Here is a 23,367-nt window from a genome sequence, read left to right on the forward strand (position 1 = left end):
TTATGGTGGGTTTTGCCCGAGTCTAGCGCGAAACCGTGCCGTTCGGAAGCGCCATCCTGCGCACCCGCGACGCCTTGCCGATCACATTCAGCGGCGCTGGCGTTTTACCTTGCGCTTCACCTTGTCCGCCTTTTTCTTCGCCTTGGTCAGCTTGCGTTTGACCGGCTTGCCGCCGCGCCCGCGCTTGCCCGAATGCCCCGCGGGCATGGCCTTGCCGTCGATGCTGACCAGATCAAGCGCGAGCCCCCCGGTCACCGGCGCCGCCTCGGCCAGACGCACGGTCACGCGCTGGCCCAGCCCGATCACCGTGCCTGTCTCGGCGCCCATCAGGGTCGCGTTGTCGCGGTCGAAATGGAAATATTCCCGCCCGATGGCGCGCATCGGGATAAGGCCGTCCGCGCCGGTCTCGTCCAGCCGCACGAAGGCGCCGAACCGTGCGACGCCGCTGATCCGCCCAGTAAATTCCTCGCCCACGCGCTCGGACAGGAACGACGCGAGATAGCGGTCGTTTGTGTCTCGTTCGGCGGTCATCGACCGGCGTTCGGTCTCGGAAATATGCTCGGCCGTGCCATCGAGCCGCGCCTCGTCATCCTTCGACAGGCCATCATCGCCCCAGCCATGCGCCGAGATAAGGGCGCGATGCACGATCAGATCGGCATAGCGCCGGATCGGCGAGGTGAAATGCGCATAGGCCTGCAGCGCAAGGCCGAAATGCCCAAAGTTTGCCGGCGCGTAGTAGGCCTGCGTCATCGACCGCAGGGTCGCCATGTTGATGACCTCGGCATGATCCGTTCCCGCCGCGCCATGCAACAGCTGGTTAAGATGCGCGGTCTTCAGAACCTGTCCCTTGGCCAGCGTCAGACCGGCGGTCTCGGCCACGTCGCGCAGAGTATCAAGCTTTTCGGGCGGTGGTTCCTCGTGCACCCGGAAGAGAAGCGGGGATTTCTTCGCGATCAGCGTCTCGGCGGCCGCCACATTGGCCAGCACCATGAAGTCCTCGATCAGCCGGTGCGCCTGCAGCCGGTCGGCGAAATTGACCGACAGCACCTTGCCTTCCTCCGAGAGCACGACCTTGCGCTCGGGCAGGTCCAGGTCCAGCGGCTGTCGCCGCGCGCGCGCCTGGGTCAGCGCGTCATGCGCGGCATAAAGCGGCGCGATCACCTCTTCCATCAGCGGGCCGGTCTTGTCATCCGGCTGTCCGTCCTGCGCCGCCTGTACCTGCTGGTAGGTCAGCGAGGCCGCTGACCGCATCAGCCCGCGCACAAAGCGATGCCCGACCTTCTCGCCATGGGCATTGATCTGCATCCGCACCGCGATACACGCACGCGGCACGCCTTCGTGCAGCGAACACAGATCGCCCGACAGGCGGTCGGGCAGCATCGGCACCACGCGGTCGGGGAAATAGCTTGAATTGCCGCGCTTGCGCGCCTCGGTATCGAGCGCCGAGCCCGACCGCACATAGGCCGCCACATCGGCGATCGCGACCCAGATCACGTGGCCACCCTCGTTCTTGGGGTCGTCATCCGGATGCGCCCAGACCGCATCGTCATGGTCGCGCGCATCCGCCGGGTCGATCGTGACCAGCGGCAGGTCGCGCAGGTCCTCGCGCCCCTTGAGGCCCGCGGGCTTCTGCCTGTCGGCCTCGGCGATCACCTCGTCGGGGAAATCATCCGGGATCCCGTGCTGGTGAATGGCGATGAGCGACACCGCCTTGGGCGCGCTCGGATCGCCTAGACGGTCCAGAACCCGCGCGCGGGGCAGGCCCATCCGGTCCTTGGGCCCGGCCTGTTCAGCCTCGACCAGTTCGCCGTCCTTCGCGCCGCCCGTAGCTTTTTCGGCCACCAGCCATTCCTTGCCGTCGCCCTTGTCGATGGGCACGATCCGCCCGCCCTCGGCGGTCTTGCGGAAGATGCCCAGCACCTTGCGCGGGTTCGTCCCGATCCGCCGGATCAGCCGTGCCTCATAGTGATGCGTCTCGCCCTTCACCTCCTGCAGACGCGCGAGGATCCGGTCGCCTTCGCCCATCGCCGGGTCAGAGGCGCGCGGCATCACCATCACCACCGGTTCCTTGCCCTCGCCCTGCCATTCCATCGGCCGGGCCAGCAGCTCGCCATCCGGCGTCTGGCCGCTGATTTGCAGCACGCTCACGGGCGGCAGCTTGTCAGGATCGCGATAAGTCTTCTTGCGCTTTTCCAGATGCCCCTCGGCCTCGAGCTCCTTGAGCATACGCTTGAGGTCGATCCGCGCCGCGCCCTTGATACCAAAGGCCTTGGCGATATCGCGTTTCGAGGTCAGGGTCGGGTTGTCCTCGATCCATTGCAGGATCTCGGCTTTCTGGGGCAGCTGGCTCATGGCCCTTGGCTAACACGAAGCCGGGAGAGGCACCATCGCGATTCAGCGGCGCGCAAGCCGGGCCAGATCCTGCGCCGTGTCCACGTCATTTAGCGTGTCGATCCGCGCCACGGACAGGCCGGGCAGGGTGGCCAGACTGTCGGAGAGCGCGTGTTCGGTCGACCACCGCACGCCCTCGAAAAGACCCACCGGCAGCGCCCGTATCCGCTTCAGCCCCACCAGCCAGAAGCCCCCGTCAGACGCCGGGCCAAAGACCGCGTCATGACGCCCCAGCGCCTCAAACGCCCGCGCGACCTGCGCCTTTCCGATCCCCGGAATGTCCGCGCCGATCACGCAGACTGGACCGGTCGGCGCGGCCCGCAGAAGTCGCGCCATCCGCGCGCCCAGATCGCCTGAACCTTGCGCGACGCGTGGCAGGTGCGCGGGCCAGGCACGGCTTTGCAGTCCTTCGCAGTCGGGCGACACCGCCAGCCACAGCCGCCAGCGCGGATCCTCCAGCCGACGCAAGAGCCGCGCCGCCTGATGCCGGAACCACCATGCCGCCGCGACAGGCCCGATGCCCCGCGCCAGCCGGGTCTTCACCCGGCCCGGGCGCGGCTCCTTGACCATCACGATCAGGTGCCGCTGGCGCGTCATCCGTTGAAATAGTCGCGCAGGATCCGGGCGTAGATCGCCTTGAGCTGGCCGATCTGGGCCACCTCCACATGCTCGTTCACCTGGTGCATGCTTTGCCCCACCAGCCCCACCTCGACCACCGGGCAGTGATCCTTGACAAAGCGCGCGTCGGACGTCCCTCCCGAGGTCGACATAACCGGTCGCACCCCGGTTTCCGCCTCGACCGCGCGCACCACCATGTCCGACAGGTCTCCCGGCGGCGTCAGGAAACTTTCGCCGGAGTTCTTCACGGTCATCTCGGCTTTCACCCCGAACTGCTCGGCCACGAGGTCCAGCGCGCCCCGCAGCCACTCGGTCAGGCTCTGACCGCTATGGGCGTCGTTGTAGCGGATATTGACCGTCGCGCGGCAGCTGGCCGGGATCACGTTGGTCGTGGGGTTTCCGGTGTCGATCGTCACCACCGCCAGCGTCGAAGGATCGAAATGCTCGGTGCCGCGATCAAGATCGTGACTCGACAGCCGGTCGATCAGCCGCGCCATGGCGGGCAGGGGGTTCACCGCGCGATGCGGATAGGCCGAATGGCCCTGCACCCCGGTCAGCGTGATCCAGGCCGACAGCGATCCGCGCCGTCCGATCTTGATCATCTCGCCCATGGTCTCGGGGCAGGTCGGCTCGCCCACAAGGCAGACATCCATCGCCTCGTCGGTCTCTTCCATCCAGTCCAGCAGCGCGCGCGTGCCGTCGACCGCGTCGCCCTCCTCGTCGCCGGTGATGGCCAGGATCACCGCGCCGTCCGCGGGCGGGGTTTCGGTCACGAAATCGATGGCGGCGGCGGCAAAGGCCGCCACGCCCGATTTCATGTCGACCGCGCCGCGCCCCCAAAGCGTGCCATCGCGCGTGACCGCGGCAAAGGGCGGATCGGTCCATTGCGCCTCGTCGCCCACCGGCACCACATCGGTATGCCCGTTGAAGCCGAACCGCCGGCCAGCGTCCTTCGCCCCCCAGCGGGCATAGAGATTGGCGATGCCGTTGCGGTCCACCCGGGTGCAGTCAAAGCCCGCCGCGCTCAGCCGGTCGCGCAAAAGCCCCAGCGCGCCGCCCTCTTCGGGCGTGACGGACGGACAGCGGATCAGGTCTTCGGTCAGGGCGACGGGATCGGTCGGAAACGGGGGCATGGGGCAAACCTCGATGGCGATGTCCGCTCAGGTAGCGCGGACGCAAGCCGGACGCAAATGCCCTCGCGCGGAAGTTGACGGCGCATCACCCCACACAGGCGTTAATAGTAGTTAACAAGTCGTGAAACTTCTGGTACAGATATCCTAAATAAATGACCTGAGGCAGGGCAGAACGTACAGACAGGTCTCCGACAGCCGCCGCGCGGCATCGGCACATTTCCATGAGGATCAGGCCCTCATGTCGCCGGACGACCCACCTTGCGCGACTCTCCCTCGGTATAATGACAGGGCAGAGCGGGTATGGTTGCAGGCGTCGAACTTCCCATCAATAGATTTGCGTCCGCCACTCAGATGGCGCAGACGATTTTCGGCGACGGCGTTTCGGTGGTCGGCGCCTCCTATACCGGGGATCGGGACTCTTCGGGGATCTACACCAATGGCGACGCGATCGCGCCGGGCGTGACGCCCTCGGACACCGGTGTGATGTTCTCCACCGGTGATCTGCGCGGCTTTACCAACAACAATCCGTTTCAGTCGAACCAGTCCGCCAGCACCACGACCGGGTCGAGCGGGCCGAACAACCAGGCCGATTTCAACGCCGCGGCGGGCACGAACACCTATGACGCGGCCTATCTCGACGTCGACTTCATTCCCACCGGCGACGTGATGACCCTGCGCTTTGTCTTCGCCTCCGAGGAATTCCCCGAATACGCCACCGGCGCATTTCAGGATTTCGTCGGCGTCTGGATCAATGGGGCCCTCGTGCCGATGTCGGTCGGGGACGGCGATATCGACCCCAACAACCTCCATGCGGGCGCGGCGCCGAACCTCTTTGTCGATAACACGGCCGATCAATACAACACCGAGATGGATGGCTTCACCGTCACCGTGACGCTGACCATTCCGGTGAATGCCGGCACGGTCAATTCCATCCGCATCGGCATCGCGGACGTGACCGACAACCGCTACGATTCCACCCTGCTGATCGCGGGCGACAGCGTGCATACCACGCTGATTGCCACAGATGACAGCTCAACCCTCTTTCCAACCGGCTCCCGTACGCTCGATCTGCTGGCCAATGACATCAACAGCACCGGCGGCACGCTGAGCATTACGGCGATCAACGGCCAGCCGGTCGTCGCCGGAAGCACGGTCGTGCTCAATTCCGGCCAGACGATCACGCTCAACCCCGACGGCACCATCACCGTGCTGGGCGATGGTGATCAAGAGACCGTCAGCTTCACCTACGATATCGCCAGCAGCACCGGCGCCACCGACACCGGGTTTGTCACGCTCGATTCCATCCCGTGCTTTACCAAAGGCACCCGGATCGAAACCGATGCCGGTCCCGTCGAAGTCCAACATCTGCAACCGGGCATGCGTATCCTGACGCGCGATAACGGGCCGCAGCCGCTGCGCTGGATTGGCAACCGCGAGGTCGCGGGTCAGGGCGATTTAGCCCCGATCCGCATCCGCGCGGGCACGTTCGGCGATCACGGCGCCCTCTGCCTGTCCCCGCTGCACCGGATCCTGATCAATGACCCCGTGTCCGAGCTTTTCTTCGGCGAGCCCGAGGTGCTGGTCGCGGCGCGTGATCTTGTCGACGGGGCGCGGGTGACCCGCGCGCCCTGCGACACGGTAGAGTATTTTCACCTGCTCTTTGACCGCCACCAGATCGTTTATTCCGAGGGCCTCGCCACCGAAAGCTTTCTGCCCGGTCCGCAGATCAGCCACAGCTTCGAGGCCGAGATCCTGAGAGAGATCTGTGCCCTCTTCCCCGAAATTGACCCCACGACCGGCACGGGCTACAGCGCGGCGGCGCGCCCGATGCTCAAGCGGTTCGAGGCGCATGTGCTGATGCGCAGGAAGGTGGCGTAACGATGGCCTGGCTCGGAACCAAGCAGAAAACCACGGGCTGGACCGATCTTCCGGCCGCCTCGGGGCATCGCTCCGATCCCGCGCGCATTCTGCGGCGCGGGACAATCGTGGCGGAAACCCGTCTCTCGGCCAACCGCCGCCCGCAGATCCTTGTCGATTTCATACGCCGCGCGCCGGTGTCCGGGCGCTTCAGCCTGCAGGCCGTGCCCGGCGGCGGGATCGTGCTGGTCGATGCGCTGGGCGACGACATGCGGCACGCGACGCTGCCGCATGCCGCCGAAAGCCGGCTCGACCTTGTGCGGCTCAGCTACGCGTGGGACGCCGACAGCGGCTGGGCGCGGCTGACGCTCGAAGATCCCACAAGCCCGGTGACAGAAACCATTCCGGTCGCGGATCCTCTGCCGATCGCCCTCGATGATGTTGTGCAGGGTTTGCGCCACGGCTTGGGCTGCGACCCGCTTGGCGATCGGGATTTCATCGCGCTCTCCGACGAGATCGAGCCGGTGGGCCCGATGCCGACCCTGACCGCGCAGGTGCCCGTGCTGACGACCAAGGGTGAGATCCCCGCCAGCGAGGTGCGCCGCGGCGATATCGTCATCACCGACGAGGACCAGCACGTACCGGTCCTGCAGGTCGTGTCGCGCGCCGTGCCCGCGCTGGGCAGTTTCCAGCCCATCCGCCTGCGCGCGCCCTATTTCTCGCTCAAGCGCGATATCGTCGTCGCCCCGGCCCAGCGGCTCGTGATGCGCGGCAGCCAGGTCGAATACATGTTCGGCCGGGAAGCGGTGCTCGTGCCCGCGCGCCACCTGATCAACGACCGCTCCGCGTTCTTTGCCAAAGGGCCCGATCTCGTCACCTATTACCACCTGCTGCTGCCCGGGCACGAAAGCCTTCTGGCCAGCGGTTCCCCGATCGAAAGCCTGTATCTGGGGCGGCTGCGTCGCAATGCCGACGCGCTCTGTCACAGCGTGCTGGCCGGACTCGACCGCACCCGGCTGCCCGAACACGCCCGGCCGATCTGGCCGGTGCTCAAACCTTTCGAGGCTGTGACTCTGGCGACAAGCCGCGCCGCCTGAGCGTCATTCGAAGAACGGCGTCATCTGAGCGACGATCACGGCGTTTTCGTCGAGGGCGCGCTGCATCAGCGCCCGGTCTTCCGGGCCGATATCGTGGCCTTCCGCCTCGCGTTCGTCCAGCGTGCCGTAGCCGGTCACGTCCAGCGGCGCGGTATCCGCCTGCTTGAGGATCGCCACGGTCTCGCGCACCGCCTCGGCCTCGTCCACGCCCGAGGCGTAGACAACCAGCGCCGCCCCGGTCGCACCTTTAGGCAGGCCATCGCCGGACTTACGCCCGATTTCCACGAGAAGGGTAAAGACCTTCTGGCTCGACTTCTTCTTCTCAGCCATCCCCTGTGTCCTTTGCGCCGAGCACCCGCCGCGCGACCGTTTTGACTTTGTCTCGCAGCCGTTGCATCACTGTTTCCCTCTGCCAGAACTGCCATTCAAGCTCGGACATGTCCGCATGCAACGCCTCGAAACCGTCCAGCAGCGGGTCCCTGAACCCGTCCGGCAAGGCACGAAACCAGGCCTCTCCGGGGGTTTTGAACCAGCGAAACGCCATGTGGCCCTGCGCGTCATCCTCCAATTCGGCGATCATCAACAGCGCGTTGCACACCACTTGCGACGTGCGACTGTGGCCGTCCGAAGCATAAGAGATCAGTTCGATCGGTTCGCGCGGATACCAGCTGTTGTCCGATTGACGTGTCAGGCGACAGTCGTAGGTGTCGATCAGGTCATTCAGCGCAGCGAGATGCTTGCGATCATCCCCTGCGGCGGCTTGGCTGTCGCCTTCCGCGATTTCAGTCCGCAGATCCGGTGTCGCCGCGTCACGAACCAACCTGACAAGCGTTTCCGTCGTCGCCCTGCGCCGTGGATCGCGTTCAGCCACGCAAGAACCCTCCAGGACCGGTGCCGATGCGGCACCCGGTCCCGGCCAGACGCAAGGCTGCGTTATGTATGTATGCGCGGCAAGGCATGACGGCCTGATGCCCGCCGCCGCCGTGGAAGTCAATCTGTCCGGCCTCAGCCCCGCAGCCAGACTTCGACGCTAACGGCGGTGGCATAGACAAGCATCATAAGCACCGATTCCACGCCGATCCGCGCCGGTCCCTCGCGCTGCCGCAAAATCAGCCCCGACAGCAGGATCACGGTCATCAAAAGCCCCGTCGCCATCCAGAATAGATCGGTCGGCCCCGCCGCGTGGTAGATCGATCCGTCGCGATAGGCGATATCGGAAAAGACCAGGAACAGCGTGTCGAATGTGTTGCCGCCGATGATGCCGCCCACCGCCAGCTGCAGCGCCCCGCGCCGGACCGCGGTCAGCGTGGTCACCAGCTCGGGCAGCGACGTCACCACCGCCGTGCCAAGCGCGCCCACAAGGCTCGACGACAGACCGAACCGCGCGATGAAGACGGCGCCAGACTGGCTGATCACCCAGCCGCTCAGCCCCATCAGCGCCACCAGCCCGGCGAATTGCAGCGCGGCGCGGCCCACCGGCTTGCCCGCCTCGGTCTCGTCCTCTGGCGCATCCTCGCGCGTGGCCGAGGTTTTGACAGGGCGCCACATCGGCTGGTCTCGCATCGCCGTGGTCAGTTTGATGCCCACGACATAGGCGACCGCCATCACGACAGAGACGGGATGCACGCCCCAGACCGCCGCCTCGGGTCCGGCCATCGCGGCGATGGGCAGGCTCAGGAACCCGATCAGAAGCACGGTCTGGAACAGGTTGGCAGGCTCGGCGGCGGCATGTTCAAGGTTCGGCCCGCGATAGAACAGATCCGCCACCGCCAGAAACAGCGTCTGCGCCGCGATCCCGCCCACCGCGTTCGACACCGCATAGCTGGCGTCGCCCTGCGACGCCGCGCTGACCGAAACAACGATCCCGGCAAGAGAGGTCGCCGCCCCCAACACGATGGCCCCGGCCACCGCCTCGCCCATGCGGGTGCGATCGGCGATGATATCGGCCAGTTCCGTCGCCTTGATCGACGCCAACACAACGACGCTGGCCGCGCCCAGCGACACGACAATAAGCCAGAAAGTGGACAGCGTGGCTAGCATCTCAGCCGGGCCCGCCCCGTGTGTCGGTCCGATTCATGCGCGCCCCTTTCGCATCGCCGGGTTCAGGTCGGAAACGCCGCGACGGCGGGGCGGTTCCGCGCTCAGTCGCGCAACAATTCGTTGATCCCGGTCTTCGAACGTGTCTGCGCGTCCACGCGCTTGACGATCACCGCGCAATAAAGATTGAGGTTGTTCTTTGTGGGCATCGATCCCGAAACCACGACCGAATAGGGCGGCACCTCGCCCATGAAGACCTCGCCGGTCTCGCGGTCGACGATCTTGGTGGACTTGCCGATATAGACCCCCATGCCGAGAACCGAGCCCTCGCGCACGATGCAGCCCTCGACCACTTCCGAGCGCGCGCCGATGAAACAATTATCCTCGATGATCGTCGGGCCCGCCTGCATCGGCTCCAGCACGCCGCCAATGCCAACGCCGCCCGACAGGTGCACGCCCTTGCCGATCTGCGCGCAGCTGCCGACCGTCGCCCAGGTATCCACCATGGTGCCCTCGTCCACATAGGCGCCGAGGTTCACAAAAGACGGCATGAGAACGACGCCCGGCGCGATATAGGCCGATTTGCGCACGACGCAGTTGGGCACGGCCCGGAACCCGGCGGCTTTCCAATCGGTCTCGCCCCAGCCCTTGAACTTGCTGTCGACCTTGTCCCACCAGCCAGCGCCCTGCGGGCCGCCATCCTGCAATTCCATATCCTTGATGCGAAAGCCCAGAAGCACGGCCTTCTTGGCCCACTGGTTGACGTGCCAGTCACCGTTCTCCTGCCGTTCGGCCACGCGAAGCTGGCCGCTGTCCAGCGCCTCCAGCGTGGCCTCGATGGCCTCGCGCGTCTCGCCGCCGGTGGTGGGGGTGATCTGGTCGCGGGTCTCCCACGCGGCCTCGATGGCGGTTTCAAGCTGTGCGTTCGACATGGCATTCTCCCAAGGGCTCGTTGCGGCGTTCACTGGCCTATAAAAGCCCGCGCGAGCGCGCGCAAGCGAGCCGCGTGGCCAAGAGAGCGGCGCGCTCCCCGTGCAACTCGCGCTGGTCAAGCCGGTCGCGACCCATTACGGCTTTGAAAAAGACCAGCAAGGATCGCACCCGCATGAAAGACGACCGCCACAGCCGGTTCCGCGACGCCGGCACGGATCGCAGCACCGCCGAACAGGTGCCCGACACGCCCCAGACCCGCGCGCCCGCCTACCGCCTCGCGTTCGCCGATCCTGAGTTTCTTTGCCGGGACGAACTGCGGCCGGTGCGGCTGCAGCTCGAACTGCTCAAGCCCGAGATGCTTCTCAACGAGGCCGGCATCGAAAGCACCGTGGTGCTTTTCGGCGGCGCGCGCATCCCCGAGCCCGCGCAGAAGGACAGCGCGGCGACCGAAACGCTCAAGAGCCTGTCGCGCTACTATGACGAGGCGCGCAAATTCGCCCAACTCATGACCGAACGATCAAATCAAAGCGGCGGCCGTGATTTCGTCGTCGCCACGGGCGGCGGTCCGGGCGTGATGGAGGCCGGCAATCGCGGCGCGGCCGAGGCCGGCGGCACGTCCATCGGGCTCAACATCGTGCTGCCCCACGAACAGGCCCCGAACGCCTATGTCACGCCGGGGCTCTGCTTCAACTTCCACTATTTCGCCATCCGCAAGATGCATTTCCTGATGCGCGCCAAGGCGATCTGCTGCTTCCCCGGCGGCTTCGGCACGCTCGACGAGCTCTTCGAGTCGCTCACACTGGTTCAGACCGACCGGATGAACCGCATGCCCTTCCTGCTCTTCGGGGCCGAGTTCTGGCACCGCATCATCAACTGGGAGGCGCTGGCCGATGCCGGCACGATCTCGCCCGAGGATCTCGAGCTTTTCCAGTTCGTCGAAACGGCGGAAGAGGCTGTCGCGATCATCGACTCCTTCTACGAAAAGGCAGAGCCGGAATAGGGAGAAAGCCTGGCGCCCTGCCGCGCGCGGGGCCTTGCCTTACGCGCCCCCGAAGGCACAGAGGGCGTGCACGTCCATGCCCAGCTTTTCAAGCCGTGCGCGCCCGCCCAAATCCGGCAGATCCACCACGAAGGCGCAGCCGACGATCTCGCCGCCCAGCCGTTCGACAAGCCGGATGCCCGCCTCTGCCGTGCCGCCGGTGGCCAAAAGGTCGTCGACGATCAGGATCTTCTCGCCGGCTGTGATCGCGTCGTCATGCACCTCGACCACCGCCTCGCCGTATTCCAGCGTGTATTCCTCGGAAATCACCGCGCCGGGCAACTTGCCCTTCTTGCGCACCGGGACAAATCCCACCGACAACTGGTGCGCCACCGCGCCGCCCAGGATGAAACCCCGCGCCTCCAGCCCGACCACCTTGTCGATGCGCAGACCCGCATAGGGGTTCAGCAGCTGGTCGATCGCCATCCGGAACCCGCGCGGATCGGCGAAAAGCGTGGTCACATCGCGGAACATGATCCCCTCATGGGGAAAGTCCACGATGGTGCGGATGTAATCCTTGACGGTCTTCGGCTCTGGCATGGCGGGACCTTTCGCGGCTTGGATCTCACTCTATGACTGTGTGGCGCATGCCCGGTTTCTTGGCAAGCGCGGCTCAGCCCGCGCGGCGCAGGCTGGCCGTCATGACCCCCATTGCGATCAATGTGCCGCCGCCCGCCCGCGTCAGCCACGCGACGACCCCGGGCCGTGTGATCGTGCGGCGCAGCCTGTCGGCCAAAAGCGCGTAGGCCAGCGCATTGACCGTCGCAAGTCCAACGAAGGTCACAACGAGGATCGTGAATTGCGGCAAAAGCGGCGCCGAGGGGGTCACGAATTGCGGCACGAAGGCGATGAAGAAGGCGATGGATTTGGGATTGAGCGCGGTGACCGCCGCATTATGGGCAAAGACGCTGCGCGCGGTAACATCCCCGACGATCCGTGCGTCGCTCAGGCCCGCGGACGGCGCCGAGAGGATGAGCTTGATCCCCAGCCAGACGAGATAGACCGCGCCCGCCCACTTGAGCACCGTAAAGGCCGTGGCCGAGGCCAGAACCAGCGCCCCCAGACCGGCCAGCGAGGCGCTCATCGCGATGAAATCCCCAAGCGCCACGCCCGCGGCACTTGCCACGGCGACGCTGCGCCCTTTCGACAGCGCATAGCTCAGCACCAGAAGGACAGTGGGTCCCGGGATCAGCAACAGCGCGGTAGAGGCAGCGACGAAGGTTAGCCAAAGATCAAGGTTCATGCGGTCATCTCCGGCTGGCCCGGCCCATCAGCGGACCGCGCCCCATAGTGCCAATGCCGGCCCGCTGTGCAAGGGGCCTTGTGTCAGGCGCGTGATGCATCCCGGTCATCGGCCTCGAAAAGCTGGTCCACCGATGCCCGGAACCGCGCGGCCTCTTCGGTCAGCCAGTCGATGAACCCCTCCTGCACCGCGCTGCGCCGTGTGCGCGCCGGCCAAACTAGGCGGTAGCGAAAGGAGGTGGGGCAGCTTCGCGACAACCCGAACGGCGCCACAAGCTCGCCCCCGAGAAGTGCGTCATGCGCCTCGACGAGACCCGCCAGAACCAGCCCCTGTTCGAGCCGGGCCGCACTCAGGCCCGAATTGACCTCCTGATAGCGCAGGTCGCCCCCGGCATTGGCCGTCGACACGCCAAAGGCGCTGGCCCATTTGGGCCAGTCGGCCCACCTGTCGTCCGGGGTGCGATCGTCCAGATGCACGAGCGGTACACCGTCCAGCGTGACACGGTCGGACGCCAGGCCATGGCGCTGGGCAAGGCGCGGGGTGCAGACCGGCAGGACGAAATCCCCGAAAAGGTCGACCGTGTCCACCTCGCCACCCTGCGGGCCGCAAAAGCGAAGGGCGAAATCGAACGCTTCTTTCTGAAGGTCAATCATCCGGTTCGACGCGTTCAGTCGCAGGTCGATATCGCGATGCGCCTGCCAGAAAGCGGGCAGGCGCCGCGTGAACCAGTTTTCCGCAAAGGACGCCGGCAAAGTCAGGCTCAGCCGCGCCTCATCGGTGGCGTCCTGCAAATCGGCCAGAACATCGGCAAGGCCCGCCATGTGAAAGCTTAGCCGTTCGCGCACGCGCTGGGCGGCGTGCGTGGCTTCCACGCCGGTCTTGCCGCGGTCGAAAAGGGCCGTGTCCACCCGCGCCTCCAGGGCACGAACCTGCTGGCCCACGGCGGCAGGCGTAACGCCAAGTTCCTCGGCCGCCTTCGTGAAACTGCCAAGGCGCAAGGTGGCCTCCAGCGCCTTGAGCGCGTTCAGATGGGAAAGTCGCATGAAACAAGTAAAGAAAAACTATGAAGATAATCAAGATAATCCCGCGTGACAGAACGGATCGAGGGCCGAAGGATAACAGCGACCGGACCACACCTTCAGCCATCGGAGATAAACGGGATGTACAGGCTTTACTGGGAAAAACTTTCGGGCTCCATCGGCCCGCATGTCATGCTGGAAGAGATCGGCGCCAATTACGAGCTTAAGTATATAGATATGGGAAATTTCGAGCATCGCAGCCAAGCTTACAAGGCCATCTGTCCCAGCATGCGAATTCCCGCGCTGGAGCTTGAAGACGGCCCCGTGATCGGCGAAACCGCCGCGATCATGCTGACCCTCGGGGACCGGCATCCGGACGCGGGTCTGGTGCCTGCGCTCGACGATCACGACAGGCCAGAATTTCTTTACTGGCTCTTACACATGGCGACGCAGGGCTATCCCGTTTTCTCGCGCACGTGGCATCCCGAGCAATTCACCGACGACCCGACTGCCGAGGCCGGGATCAAGCGGATCGCCGAGCAGAATCTCGCAACCATCTTCGCCTCTTTCGAGGCTGGGATCAAAGGCAGAACCAGCTTTCTGAAGCGTGGGTTTTCCTGTCTCGATATCTACCTGACGATGCTCACCCTCTGGATCCCGGACAGGCCGGCGTTCCTGTCTCGGCATCCGCGGATCGCGGCCGTCTGCCACGCCGTCGCGGGGCGGCCCTCCTTTGAAAAGGTGGTTCGGATGCACGGGTTGCTTGATCCGGCCGAGGCTTGAGGGGCGGCTCGGCCTCAGCCCAGAACGCGCCCCGCCACCGCGTCAAGCCGCGCCACGAGTTCCGCGTTGCGGGCCTCGGGTGCGGTCAGGATGGCGTGCTCCAGCGCCCGGTCGCAGCCATGCCGGCAGGGCTCGCGGTCGGCGCCAAGCAGGGCCGGCAGGCGGCGGACAAGATCGCGGGCCTTGTCGGCATTGCCCAGAAGGGTGGCGACGATTTGCGTCACATCCACCTCGCCATGCTCGGGGTGCCAGCTGTCGTAATCGGTGACCATGGCGACGGAGGCATAGCAAAGCTCGGCCTCGCGGGCGAGCTTGGCCTCGGGCATGTTGGTCATGCCGATCACATCGGCGCCCCAGCTTTGGCGGTACATCTTCGACTCCGCCAGCGTGCTGAATTGCGGACCTTCCATGGCGAGATACGTGCCGCCCTCGTGCACCGTCACCTGCGCATCCCGCGCCGCCGTGGCGCAGGCCGCGCCGAGGCGCGGGCAGGTCGGGTGCGCAACGCTTACATGCGCGACACAGCCGGGGCCGAAAAAGGATTTGTCGCGTGCAAAGGTGCGGTCGATGAACTGGTCCACGATCACGAAATCGCCCGGCGCTATCTCTTCGCGGAAGGATCCGCAGGCCGAAAGGCTGATCACGTCCGTCACGCCGAGGCGCTTGAGCGCGTCGATATTGGCGCGATAGGGCACCGAGGTGGGCGTATGCACATGGCCCCGGCCATGGCGCGGCAGAAAGGCAATGGGCATCCCCTCCAGCCGCCCGGTCAGGATCGCGTCCGACGGGGCGCCGAAGGGGCCTTTGACCTCCACCCATTCGGTCTTTTCCAGCCCGTCGATCTCGTAAAGCCCCGATCCGCCGATAATGCCCAGATAGCTGTCCATGCGCCTCGCCCCTATTGCTGCGCCCGAAGCCAAGCGCGACAGCGCCGGGATTGCAAGCCTTCCCGCGCACAGGGATACTCGGCGGCTCGAAAACCCGGTGAGATGCGGCGCGCGATTGATCTGCATCATGGGTCAGGTGGCCGCCACGGGCTTTCATGACCTCCGGCCGGGGCCTCGCCTCGGCAAACTTAGCAAGGGCGGACGACAAAGGACATGCTCACGCTTCTGACCCTCGTTATCGGCGGCTTCTTCGCCGTCTGCCTTTTGATGCATCAGCCGCTCTATTTGCTCTGGCCGCCGCCGCTTCTTCTGGTTTTCGCAGGCGGGCTGATCGTGGCGTATTGCCTCAAGTGGCGGGGATGGGCTGCCTATCTGGCTCCGCGCGTCACCGTGTTGCAGGGCGGGCTGGCCGTTCTGGCGGCGCTTGTCGCGCCGGTTCTGATCGGGATGGCGCTAACCTTCGGTGCGCTGCAGCGCCTCGACCTGCCCGAGGACCGCGTGGACCTGTCCCGCTCGATCGGTCCGGACATCTTTCACATCACATTTCTGTCGCCCATGGGCATTGATGCCCTAAGGGCGCATTTCGCTGCGCATCACGACATCCGATACTGGCGCGACGTGCCCACGCCGGACAACTCCGACGACCCGGCGGCGCTTTTGCAAAGCGTGACCCCGTCGCAATCTCAGGCCTATTGGATCCTGCTCAGCAAGCGCGACGAGGAGACATTCGTGGAGATCGGCGGACCCTATGACCGGCCCGCACCTGTGCTCCTCATCGCCTTGGCGGGGGGGCTCGTCCTGGCCGTAATGCTCCTTCTCGGGCCGCCCCGCAGCCATGCGCCCGGCCAAAGGCACGACGGTCCGTGATCCGGTTGCCGGGCGCGGCCCGAGCGACATCGTGGCCGATATCTGCTATCGATGAGAGGAAAGCCCGACGGCGTGACGCGGTGCGTCCAGCGGGGAAGGAGGCGCGCTCATGGCCGATGATCCATACCGGATGACCGATCAGGTCGATGAAGAGATGCTTGGCATGATGATCTCGCGCCTGGAAGAACGCGGGCGGGATGCGCGGTTCGCAGGTATGATCGACGACTACCTGCGCGCGGTCTCCATCGACAAGGCGAAAGAGGTGCTCGATCTGGGCTGCGGCACCGGTGTTGTGGCCCGGAAAATTGCCAGTCTGCCGGATTTTCAGGGCAGGGTCACGGGCATCGACCTCAGCCCTGCCTTGATTGCCGAGGCGCGCGAACGGGCGCGCGCAGAGGGGTGCGCGGAGAAACTGCGCTTCGACACGGGCGATATCCGCGCGCTCGGGGTGGAAGACAGCCGTTTCGACGTGACCATCCTGCACACCCTTGTCAGCCATCTCGAGGATCCGGCCGCGGCCCTCGCCGAGGCTGCGCGCGTGACGACCCCCGGCGGCGCGATTGTTGTGTTCGACGGGGATTACGCCTCTTCCACGCTTGAGACGGCCGATCCGGACCGCGCCGCCGAAATCGACTTGGCGATGATCGAGGCCACGGTGACGCAGCCCCGGGTCATGCGGCGCCTGCCGCGCATGGCGAAGGCGGCCGGCCTCAAGGTGGAGCGGTGTTTTTCATACCTCATCGCCGAGGCCGGACGCCCCGATTTCTTCGCCGGGCTGCTCGACTCGATCGGTCCGATGCTCGTCAGCGCGGGCGTTGCGTCCGAAGACGCCGCCGCCGCAATTGCCGACGATCTCAGGGCGGCGGCGGCGGACGGCACGTTTTTCGGCGCGTGCAACTACTACGGCTACGTCCTGCGCAAGGGATGAGGCGGTCAAACCTTGGCGGCCCCGCGGCAGGCGTTGACGTTCTTGGCAATTTCGCCCAGGTGCCGCTCATCCGTGCCACAGCATCCGCCAAGGATGTCGGCGCGGGGAAACCGGCGCGCGACATCGCCCATCTGCCTACCCAGTTCGACAGGATCGCCGTCTTCAAGATGGCCCAGTTTGCACAGCGCGATCTGATCCATCTGCACGGCATTCGGGCGGATATACCGAAGCCGGTCCAGCCACGGGCCGTCGTCGGCCAGTGCGGTCGCGAATTCCAGGGGGTGCGCGCAGTTCGTGCCGAACCACGCCGCAGCCCCGTTGGTTTTTTCGTCGATTTCCTCGATGGCCTCGCGCAGGCTTGGTCCCGACCGCAATCGTCCCTCGGTCGTCAGGGTCAGGCTGATGCCGATGGGGATGCCGATGGCCGCGGCCGCGCGCACGATGCCAATGGCCTCGGGGATGTTGTTGAGCGTCAGTGAGATTGCCATATCGGCCGAGGTGCTCTTGAGCGTGCTAAGCTGAACCGCGTGATAGTCTTCCGCCTCGCTCTCCGTGATCCCGCCGCCGGTGCCATAGGCATCGCCACGCGGGCCCACGCACCCGGCGATATAGACGTCCGAGACCCGGCCCTCGTATTCGCGACGCAGATCTTCGAGAAAGCCGATGGTGCGCCGTTCCATCTCGGCCAGGCCCTCGGGGGTATAGCCAAGCTTGGCGCCCCAATCCGGGCTGGCCCGGTAGTCATGCCCGAGGACGAGCATCCCGGTCTGGTGTTTTTCCGCCACGTCAAAATAGCGGCGATAGAGATCCCGGATCACCTTGTCCGCTTCCGGGTCGTCCAGCAGCGGAAACATGGCGAACTCTGGAAGCTCGAAACCGTAATTGTAGAGCACGTCCGTTTCCGTCCCGCCCTCGGTCAGGTAGAACTTGTTTTCCAACCGCGGCGGAAACTCCGGCATGGCACTCTCCCGTTTTGCCCCAAGGTATCACGGGTCCGGCCACGCCCCAAATCCGGGCCATTTTTTTGGCTCAGGCGATCTCGAATTCATCGAGCGTGCCGCTGCCTCCGGGGTGCGGCCATGCGCCGAACCCGCAAGGTGTCGGTCGTTGATTTCGATCGCGAAGTCGGATCAGGCGTGCTGTGCGCTCAGCCGGCAGATCTCACGCCCGCCCAGAAGCGAGGTCACGATCCGGCCCTCCTGCGTGTCGCGGATTCCGTAGCCATAGCCGCGCAGGCGGAATTTCCACTCCCGCTCCGAGACGGCGCGGCTGCGCTCGCGAATCACGAAGTCCCGGATCTCGAGTGCTGTGCTGTTGCGTTCCATTGTTTCCTTCCTTCCCACACTGTGTCTTTGGATCCGGGATAATTTACGTCTATGGCAGCAATCTGCCCGAACCGGGGCGGGCAAAAGAACATTTGGCGGCAGGCCCGGGCGGCAGACCGGGGTTTCGCCGCGCTGTGCGCGCCGACCGGCCGGGGGCTTTGCCCCCAAACCCCCAGAGAAATTTTGACTAAGAAGAAACCAGGGCCGGGTCGCCACCCGGGGCCGGGCGCGCCTCAGGCGTCGCGGTCCACCCGCGCAAGCTGTGGCGCCCTGTCGCGGCGGGCGCCTGCGGCGGTGACCAGCGCGCGGAACAGCTGTTGCTGGCGATGCGCGTAAAAGAGATGTTCGGGATGCCACTGCACCCCGATCGCAAACGGGTCCCACATCCGCTCGATGGCCTGCACCATGCCACCGGGATCGCGCGCGGCGACGCGCAGGCCCTCGCCCAGGGTCGCCACCGCCTGCGAATGCAGCGCATTGACCCGCATCTCGTCCTCGCCCACCAGCCCGGCCAGCCGCGTGCACGGCTCGATATGGATTGTCTTGCGCGGCAGGATGGTGCGGTATTTCCGGCTGGCCTCGTGTGTGGCATAGGCATCCTGATCGAGCGTGCCGCCCAAGGCCACGTTGAGCATCTGGCTGCCACGGCAGATCCCAAGCACCGGCGTGTCGCGGGCAAAGGCCTCTTCGACAATCGCCCGCTCCATGGCGTCGCGGTCGGGGTCGAGCCGGGCCGAGCGCGTGATCTGCCCGCCGTAGAGATCGGGCGAGATATCGTCGCCACCGCCGATGATCACCCCGTCGATCGCGCCCATGTCGATGTCTCGGGCCGTGTCCCATCGCAGCGCGCTGGCGCCGGCCAGCCACAGGTTCAGCCGGACCAGCGGAAAGATCCGCCAGCCCGACCGGCGCGAGACCGTGACCGCGATGCGCGGGCGGCCCGGCTCAGGATCCGGCGTCGTCAAGGTCATGATGGGCAAGTAGCGCGCCCGCGGCGCGGGCCCAGTGCCCGCGCGTCAGCGTCACCGGCCCGTGCTCTTCCGTCCAGGCAGTGGCGAGTTCCGACAGAAGGGCCGGCCGCGCCGCCACCCGCTCCACCGTGCGCCAGCGCCGCCATTCATGGTCGAGCGACCAGTCTGCCGCGTCGATCCGGCAATCGGGCAGGCGGAAATGAAAGGCGGGCCGCGCCGTGGTCGCCTCGCTGAGGGCGGGCGCGATCATGTCGGGATGCAGATGTGCGAAGATCGGCAGCATGTCGAGGCCATGGTTCCGGCTGGCCGCATGTTCGAGATAGGCGTCCATCACCGCCGGCAGTCCCGCCTCCGGTCCCAGCACGATGAGCGCGCGCACCAGCGCCGTGGCGTAGGGCGCGGTGAAGGGCAGCACGCGGCGCGTCTGGTCGATCGGATTGGCCTCGCGCAGCCAGTCTTCGAGAAGCGCGTAGGACAGAAGCGGGCGCACAACGTCCGCCGCCGCGTCCGAGGCGATTTCTATGTTGAGATGCACGCCGAAGCCGAAGAAAAGCCCCCCGCCCGAGCCGACCGCGCCGGCCGCCCGCAGCGCCGCGCGGAGCCCGTCGAGCGCGATCAGACCGTCACGGTCGAGCGGCTCCGTCACGATCTCGACGGGGATCACCTCGCGCCCCAGCTTGAGCGCGGCATCGCGAAGCGCTGTCTTGTCGGCCTCGCGCAGGGCGGTGTCGAGATAGACCTTGAGAGGCCCGAGCGGCGTGCCCGTCACCGCCCAGATCGCGCTGTCCTTCTGGGCGGCGGTGCCGCCGAGGTGACCGGCGCAGATCTCCGCAACCTGCGCTTCGCTGAGGCCGCCCAGCTCAATCTCCACTCCGGTGCGACGGGGGCGGCCTTCGGCGGTCAAAGGCGTCGGAAGCGGCGCAAACGCGCGCCCGCTCACAGACCCGCCTCGGCCTCGATCTCCTTGCGGGATTTGCGCGCGCGTTGGGTCGCGGATTTGAGCTGACCGCAGGCAGCCATGATATCCTCGCCGCGGGGCGTGCGGATAGGCGAGGCATAGCCCGCCTTGTAGACGATATCGGCAAAGCGCTCGATCCGCTCCCAGTCGCTGCGCTGATGCGGGGCGCCGGGCCATTCGTTGAAGGGGATCAGGTTGATCTTGGCCGGGATGCCCTTGATCAGCTGCACGAGACGGCGGGCGTCCTCGTCGCTGTCGTTGACGTCCTTGAGCATCACGTACTCAAAAGTGATCCGCTCGGAATTGGAGGCCTTGGGATAGGCCTTGAGCGCGTCGAGAAGCGTGGCGATATTCCATTTCTTGTTGATCGGCACCAGCTTGTCGCGCACCTCGTCGGTGGTGGCGTGGAACGACACGGCGAGCATGCAGCCGATCTCCTCGGCGGTCTTGGCGATTTCGGGCACGACGCCCGAGGTCGAAAGCGTGATGCGGCGGCGGGAAAGCGCGATCCCCTCGCCATCCATGGCGATCTTCATGGCATCCCGCACATTGTCGAAATTATAAAGCGGCTCGCCCATGCCCATCAGCACGATATTGGACAGAAGGCGCGGCCCGTCCGTGCCCATGCCGACGCCGGGTTTGGGCCATTCGTCCAGATCGTCGCGCGCCAGCATCACCTGGCCGATGATCTCTCCGGCGGTGAGGTTGCGCACCAGCTTCTGCGTGCCGGTATGACAGAACGAACAGGTCAGCGTGCAACCGACCTGGGACGAGATGCACAGCGTGCCGCGATCCGTCTCGGGGATATAAACGGTCTCCACCTCGTGCCCGTCCGCGATCCGCACCAGGTATTTGCGGGTGCCGTCGGCGCTGATCTCCCGGTTCACGATTTCCGGGATCTCGATCACGAAATGCTCGGCCAGCTCCGCGCGATAGGCCTTCGACAGGTTCGTCATCGCGTCGAAATCCCGCACGCCCCAACCATAGATCCACTGCCAGATCTGGATGACGCGCATCTTGGCCTGCTTTTCCGGCGTGCCATGCGCGATCAGCACCTCGCGTAGCGCGGTCCGCGTGAGACCGACAAGGTTGATCGGCCCCTCCGGCAGCTTGCGGGGGATCGTGACAAGGTCTTGCGTGATCGGCGCGGTATCAGTCATGGGGCTCACAATCGGTTGGCTGATTGCGGCTCATATAGGAGATGCGCCGCGATTCCAAAACATTCGTCGGGTGGACGTGGCGGCGCGCCGCCGCACCGGGCCTTCGGAAAGATAAGCCTTGTAAAGCGGCGCGCAAAGCCCCATGTACGTCTGGCGACGTTACCGCTATCGGCCTCACTGCTCCTCACGGCTCAGTTTTTTCGATTTTGCAAAAACTTAGCCGACATGCCGCATTTCGCGGGCATCACAGACAGGAGACAATGACATGGCCACTGGCACAGTCAAATGGTTCAACGCAACTAAAGGTTTCGGCTTCATCGCCCCCGATGGCGGCAGCAAAGATGTGTTCGTACACATCTCGGCCGTCGAACAGGCGGGCCTGACCGGTCTTGCCGATGATCAGAAGGTGACCTTCGACATCGAAGCAGGCCGCGACGGGCGCGAAAGCGCCGCCAACCTCGCGCTGGCCTAAGCCTTCGGTCCCCCGACGAGGGGACCTTTTACAGCATATCGGACGGGCGTCTCGGAAACGAAGCGCCCGTTTTTCTTGCCGGGTCCCGCGTTGGCGCCCTGCTGCAAGACCCGGCGCGACCGGCGCCGGACGTCCAGTTTAAGGAGTATTTCCATGGCACGACCGACCAAAGAAACACTTTTCAAGGCGCAGCCGCCGCGCGCCGAAACCGCGATGGAAAAGACCACGCGCGTCGTGCGGGGCATGCTCGACGAAGAAACCGAAAAGCGGCAGCTCAAGATGAAGCGCCTGCGCGCCGCGCGACTGGAGCGTGAGGCCAACACCCCGGCCGAGCCGCCGAAAGCCGCCAAAAGCCGCAAGAAAGCCCCCACCAAGACGACGGCAAAAACCTAAGACCACCGAAGCGCGAACGTCATTTCAGCCGCGCCACCGCAGCGTGACAGCGGCAAGGAAACGAGATCTCGGGTGACCGGCGCGGGCCATCAGGCCGTGCCTGCCTGCCATTTTGGGCAGAGCACCAGACGGTGTATGATGATGCATCGTTTGGGGAGAGGGGGACACCATGGATGACGAAAGCCAGATCCGCGATCTGATCGGCAACCATTTCGAGCCCATGCGCTGGAGCGCCGACAGCGAGCCTGACTGGGACAGTTTCCGCGAGGATTTTCTTGAGGGAGCTGTGGTTTGCGGTGCGGCCCGTCCGGCGCAGCCGCGCGGGCTCGAGCCGTTCATCGAACGCATGGAAACCGTGGCGCGGCAGAATCTCAACAGTTTCGAGGAACATACGCGCGGCATGAAGATCCTGCGTTTCGGTAATATCGCCGTGGTTCTCGCAATGTCGGAGCTTCTCGAAAACGGAACGGATGTGTGCCACGACATCAGCGGCTACCTGCTTGTGAAATCAGAGGGGCGCTGGTCGATCCTCGCGCATGCGTGGGATCAGGCCTCTGACGCGAACCCGGTTCCCGGGGACCTGCAGCCACCGGCCGCCTGAAATTGGCGGCCTGCGCTAGCCCAGCCGTGCCACAGGAACATGGCAGGGGCAGGTCACAAGATGGTCGTTGACCATGCCCACCGCCTGCATGAAGGCGTAGACGATGGTGGGGCCGCAGAACTTGAATCCGCGTTTCTTCAAATCCTTCGAAATTTCGCGCGAGATTTCCGTCTCGGTCGGCACCTCGGCCAGCGTGCGCCACGCGTTCTGGATGGGCCGTCCGCCGACGTGGTCCCAGAGATAACTGTCAAAGCCCTGCTCGGCCTCGATCGACTGCCAGACGCGGGCGTTACCGATCGTGGCCTCTATCTTGCCGCGGTGGCGGATGATACCGGGATCGGCCAGCAGGCGCGTCACCTCTGCCTCGCCCCATGTGGCGATGATATCGGGGTCAAACCCTTGAAATGCCGCGCGAAAGTTCTCGCGCTTGCGCAGGATGGTGATCCAGCTCAGACCGGCCTGAAACCCGTCGAGAACAAGCTTTTCCCACAGCGCGCGGCTGTCGTAATCGGGGACGCCCCACTCGGTATCGTGATAGGCAAGGTAGATCGGATCCTGCCCCGCCCAGCCGCATCTTTCCATCCTCGGGCCTCCCGTTTTCCGCCAATCCGCGCAATCTGACTCAACTGCGCTGTTTAACAAATAATTAGCAGCC

26 protein-coding genes are annotated in these 23,367 nt (G+C 65.4%); 9 read left to right on the forward strand and 17 right to left on the reverse strand.

The genetic code is table 11. The features are described 5' to 3' along the window. Positions 1-87: 87 nt before the first annotated feature. From rnr to dapE, 3 genes are read right to left on the reverse strand one after another with little or no spacing between them, the layout of a single operon-like run. Positions 88-2,352, reverse strand: a complete 2,265-nt coding sequence (gene rnr / locus EZV60_RS07920; RefSeq protein ID WP_135504083.1) for a ribonuclease R — start codon at positions 2,350-2,352, stop codon at positions 88-90. A gap of 42 nt (positions 2,353-2,394) precedes the next feature. Next, the gene (locus tag EZV60_RS07925) at positions 2,395-2,988 is read right to left on the reverse strand and encodes a TIGR04282 family arsenosugar biosynthesis glycosyltransferase (protein ID WP_135504085.1); all 594 of its coding nucleotides are present in this window, start codon (positions 2,986-2,988) and stop codon (positions 2,395-2,397) included. Beyond that, on the reverse strand, positions 2,985-4,142 hold the full coding sequence (dapE, locus tag EZV60_RS07930) for a succinyl-diaminopimelate desuccinylase (RefSeq protein ID WP_135504086.1): 1,158 nt from the start codon (positions 4,140-4,142) through the stop codon (positions 2,985-2,987). The genes EZV60_RS07925 and dapE overlap by 4 nt, the downstream gene beginning before the upstream one ends. Before the next feature lie 300 nt (positions 4,143-4,442). Between dapE and EZV60_RS07935 the strand changes: the two genes are divergently transcribed. Beyond that, positions 4,443-6,020 carry a Hint domain-containing protein gene (locus tag EZV60_RS07935; protein ID WP_135504088.1) on the forward strand — a complete coding sequence of 526 codons (1,578 nt, stop codon included), beginning with the start codon at positions 4,443-4,445 and terminating at the stop codon, positions 6,018-6,020. Between the two features lie 2 nt (positions 6,021-6,022). Then, positions 6,023-7,096, forward strand: coding sequence for a Hint domain-containing protein (locus EZV60_RS07940; protein ID WP_135504090.1), 1,074 nt, complete (start codon positions 6,023-6,025; stop codon positions 7,094-7,096). Positions 7,097-7,099: 3 nt separating this feature from the next. Here EZV60_RS07940 and EZV60_RS07945 read toward each other — a convergent pair whose 3' ends face one another. From EZV60_RS07945 to dapD, 4 genes are all read right to left on the reverse strand, one after another. Further along, positions 7,100-7,426, reverse strand: coding sequence for a hypothetical protein (locus EZV60_RS07945; protein WP_135504092.1), 327 nt, complete (start codon positions 7,424-7,426; stop codon positions 7,100-7,102). Continuing rightward, positions 7,419-7,967, reverse strand: coding sequence for a hypothetical protein (locus EZV60_RS07950; RefSeq protein WP_135504094.1), 549 nt, complete (start codon positions 7,965-7,967; stop codon positions 7,419-7,421). Before EZV60_RS07950 ends, EZV60_RS07945 begins: the two co-directional genes overlap by 8 nt. Positions 7,968-8,101: 134 nt before the next feature. Next, positions 8,102-9,136 carry a sodium:calcium antiporter gene (locus EZV60_RS07955; RefSeq protein ID WP_135504096.1) on the reverse strand — a complete coding sequence of 345 codons (1,035 nt, stop codon included), beginning with the start codon at positions 9,134-9,136 and terminating at the stop codon, positions 8,102-8,104. 101 nt (positions 9,137-9,237) lie between these two features. After that, positions 9,238-10,065, reverse strand: coding sequence for a 2,3,4,5-tetrahydropyridine-2,6-dicarboxylate N-succinyltransferase (gene dapD, locus EZV60_RS07960; RefSeq protein WP_135504098.1), 828 nt, complete (start codon positions 10,063-10,065; stop codon positions 9,238-9,240). Positions 10,066-10,238: 173 nt separating this feature from the next. Between dapD and EZV60_RS07965 the strand changes: the two genes are divergently transcribed. Then, positions 10,239-11,066 (forward strand): LOG family protein, encoded by an 828-nt coding sequence (locus tag EZV60_RS07965; protein WP_135504100.1) that lies wholly within the window; start codon positions 10,239-10,241, stop codon positions 11,064-11,066. A 39-nt stretch (positions 11,067-11,105) separates the two neighbouring features. Here the strand turns inward: EZV60_RS07965 and EZV60_RS07970 are convergent, their stop codons facing one another. The 3 genes from EZV60_RS07970 to EZV60_RS07980 form a co-directional block, all read right to left on the reverse strand. Continuing rightward, positions 11,106-11,645, reverse strand: coding sequence for an adenine phosphoribosyltransferase (locus tag EZV60_RS07970; protein ID WP_135504102.1), 540 nt, complete (start codon positions 11,643-11,645; stop codon positions 11,106-11,108). Between the two features lie 73 nt (positions 11,646-11,718). Next, positions 11,719-12,348, reverse strand: coding sequence for a LysE family translocator (locus EZV60_RS07975; RefSeq protein WP_135504104.1), 630 nt, complete (start codon positions 12,346-12,348; stop codon positions 11,719-11,721). An 83-nt stretch (positions 12,349-12,431) separates the two neighbouring features. Then, positions 12,432-13,391, reverse strand: coding sequence for a LysR substrate-binding domain-containing protein (locus EZV60_RS07980; RefSeq protein WP_135504106.1), 960 nt, complete (start codon positions 13,389-13,391; stop codon positions 12,432-12,434). A 117-nt stretch (positions 13,392-13,508) separates the two neighbouring features. Between EZV60_RS07980 and EZV60_RS07985 the strand changes: the two genes are divergently transcribed. Next, the gene (locus EZV60_RS07985; RefSeq protein WP_135504107.1) at positions 13,509-14,150 is read left to right on the forward strand and encodes a glutathione S-transferase family protein; all 642 of its coding nucleotides are present in this window, start codon (positions 13,509-13,511) and stop codon (positions 14,148-14,150) included. 14 nt (positions 14,151-14,164) lie between these two features. Here EZV60_RS07985 and EZV60_RS07990 read toward each other — a convergent pair whose 3' ends face one another. Beyond that, positions 14,165-15,037: an S-methyl-5'-thioadenosine phosphorylase gene (locus EZV60_RS07990; protein WP_135504110.1), complete on the reverse strand. Its 873-nt coding sequence runs from the start codon at positions 15,035-15,037 to the stop codon at positions 14,165-14,167. 213 nt (positions 15,038-15,250) lie between these two features. On the opposite strand from EZV60_RS07990, the gene EZV60_RS07995 reads away from it, so the two are divergent. Next, on the forward strand, positions 15,251-15,904 hold the full coding sequence (locus EZV60_RS07995; protein ID WP_135504112.1) for a hypothetical protein: 654 nt from the start codon (positions 15,251-15,253) through the stop codon (positions 15,902-15,904). 109 nt (positions 15,905-16,013) lie between these two features. Next, the gene (locus EZV60_RS08000) at positions 16,014-16,832 is read left to right on the forward strand and encodes a methyltransferase domain-containing protein (protein ID WP_135504114.1); all 819 of its coding nucleotides are present in this window, start codon (positions 16,014-16,016) and stop codon (positions 16,830-16,832) included. A 5-nt stretch (positions 16,833-16,837) separates the two neighbouring features. Here the strand turns inward: EZV60_RS08000 and EZV60_RS08005 are convergent, their stop codons facing one another. From EZV60_RS08005 to rlmN, 5 genes are all read right to left on the reverse strand, one after another. Next, complete coding sequence (locus EZV60_RS08005; protein WP_135504117.1) at positions 16,838-17,791, reverse strand: homocysteine S-methyltransferase family protein; 954 nt, start codon at positions 17,789-17,791, stop codon at positions 16,838-16,840. A 171-nt stretch (positions 17,792-17,962) separates the two neighbouring features. Next, a complete protein-coding gene (locus tag EZV60_RS08010) occupies positions 17,963-18,157 on the reverse strand; it encodes a hypothetical protein (RefSeq protein ID WP_135504119.1) in 195 nt (64 codons plus the stop codon). Between the two features lie 233 nt (positions 18,158-18,390). Continuing rightward, positions 18,391-19,128: a gamma-glutamyl-gamma-aminobutyrate hydrolase family protein gene (locus tag EZV60_RS08015; protein WP_135504689.1), complete on the reverse strand. Its 738-nt coding sequence runs from the start codon at positions 19,126-19,128 to the stop codon at positions 18,391-18,393. Continuing rightward, entirely contained in the window at positions 19,103-20,068 is a 966-nt protein-coding gene (locus EZV60_RS08020; RefSeq protein ID WP_135504121.1) for an amidoligase family protein, read from the reverse strand. The genes EZV60_RS08015 and EZV60_RS08020 overlap by 26 nt, the downstream gene beginning before the upstream one ends. Further along, complete coding sequence (rlmN, locus tag EZV60_RS08025; protein ID WP_135504123.1) at positions 20,065-21,246, reverse strand: dual-specificity RNA methyltransferase RlmN; 1,182 nt, start codon at positions 21,244-21,246, stop codon at positions 20,065-20,067. Before rlmN ends, EZV60_RS08020 begins: the two co-directional genes overlap by 4 nt. 265 nt (positions 21,247-21,511) lie before the next feature. Between rlmN and EZV60_RS08030 the strand changes: the two genes are divergently transcribed. The 3 genes from EZV60_RS08030 to EZV60_RS08040 all read left to right on the forward strand — a co-directional run bounded on the left by EZV60_RS08030 (position 21,512) and on the right by EZV60_RS08040 (position 22,712). Next, complete coding sequence (locus tag EZV60_RS08030; protein ID WP_135504125.1) at positions 21,512-21,718, forward strand: cold-shock protein; 207 nt, start codon at positions 21,512-21,514, stop codon at positions 21,716-21,718. 153 nt (positions 21,719-21,871) lie between these two features. Next, on the forward strand, positions 21,872-22,111 hold the full coding sequence (locus EZV60_RS08035) for a hypothetical protein (protein WP_135504127.1): 240 nt from the start codon (positions 21,872-21,874) through the stop codon (positions 22,109-22,111). Positions 22,112-22,280: 169 nt separating this feature from the next. Continuing rightward, positions 22,281-22,712, forward strand: coding sequence for a nuclear transport factor 2 family protein (locus EZV60_RS08040; protein ID WP_135504129.1), 432 nt, complete (start codon positions 22,281-22,283; stop codon positions 22,710-22,712). 15 nt (positions 22,713-22,727) lie between these two features. Here the strand turns inward: EZV60_RS08040 and EZV60_RS08045 are convergent, their stop codons facing one another. Beyond that, the gene (locus EZV60_RS08045; protein ID WP_135504131.1) at positions 22,728-23,294 is read right to left on the reverse strand and encodes a DNA-3-methyladenine glycosylase I; all 567 of its coding nucleotides are present in this window, start codon (positions 23,292-23,294) and stop codon (positions 22,728-22,730) included. Positions 23,295-23,367 lie beyond the last annotated feature (73 nt).

Source organism: Roseovarius aestuariivivens, from assembly GCF_004761875.1.
In the GTDB taxonomy this organism is placed as follows: domain Bacteria; phylum Pseudomonadota; class Alphaproteobacteria; order Rhodobacterales; family Rhodobacteraceae; genus Roseovarius; species Roseovarius aestuariivivens.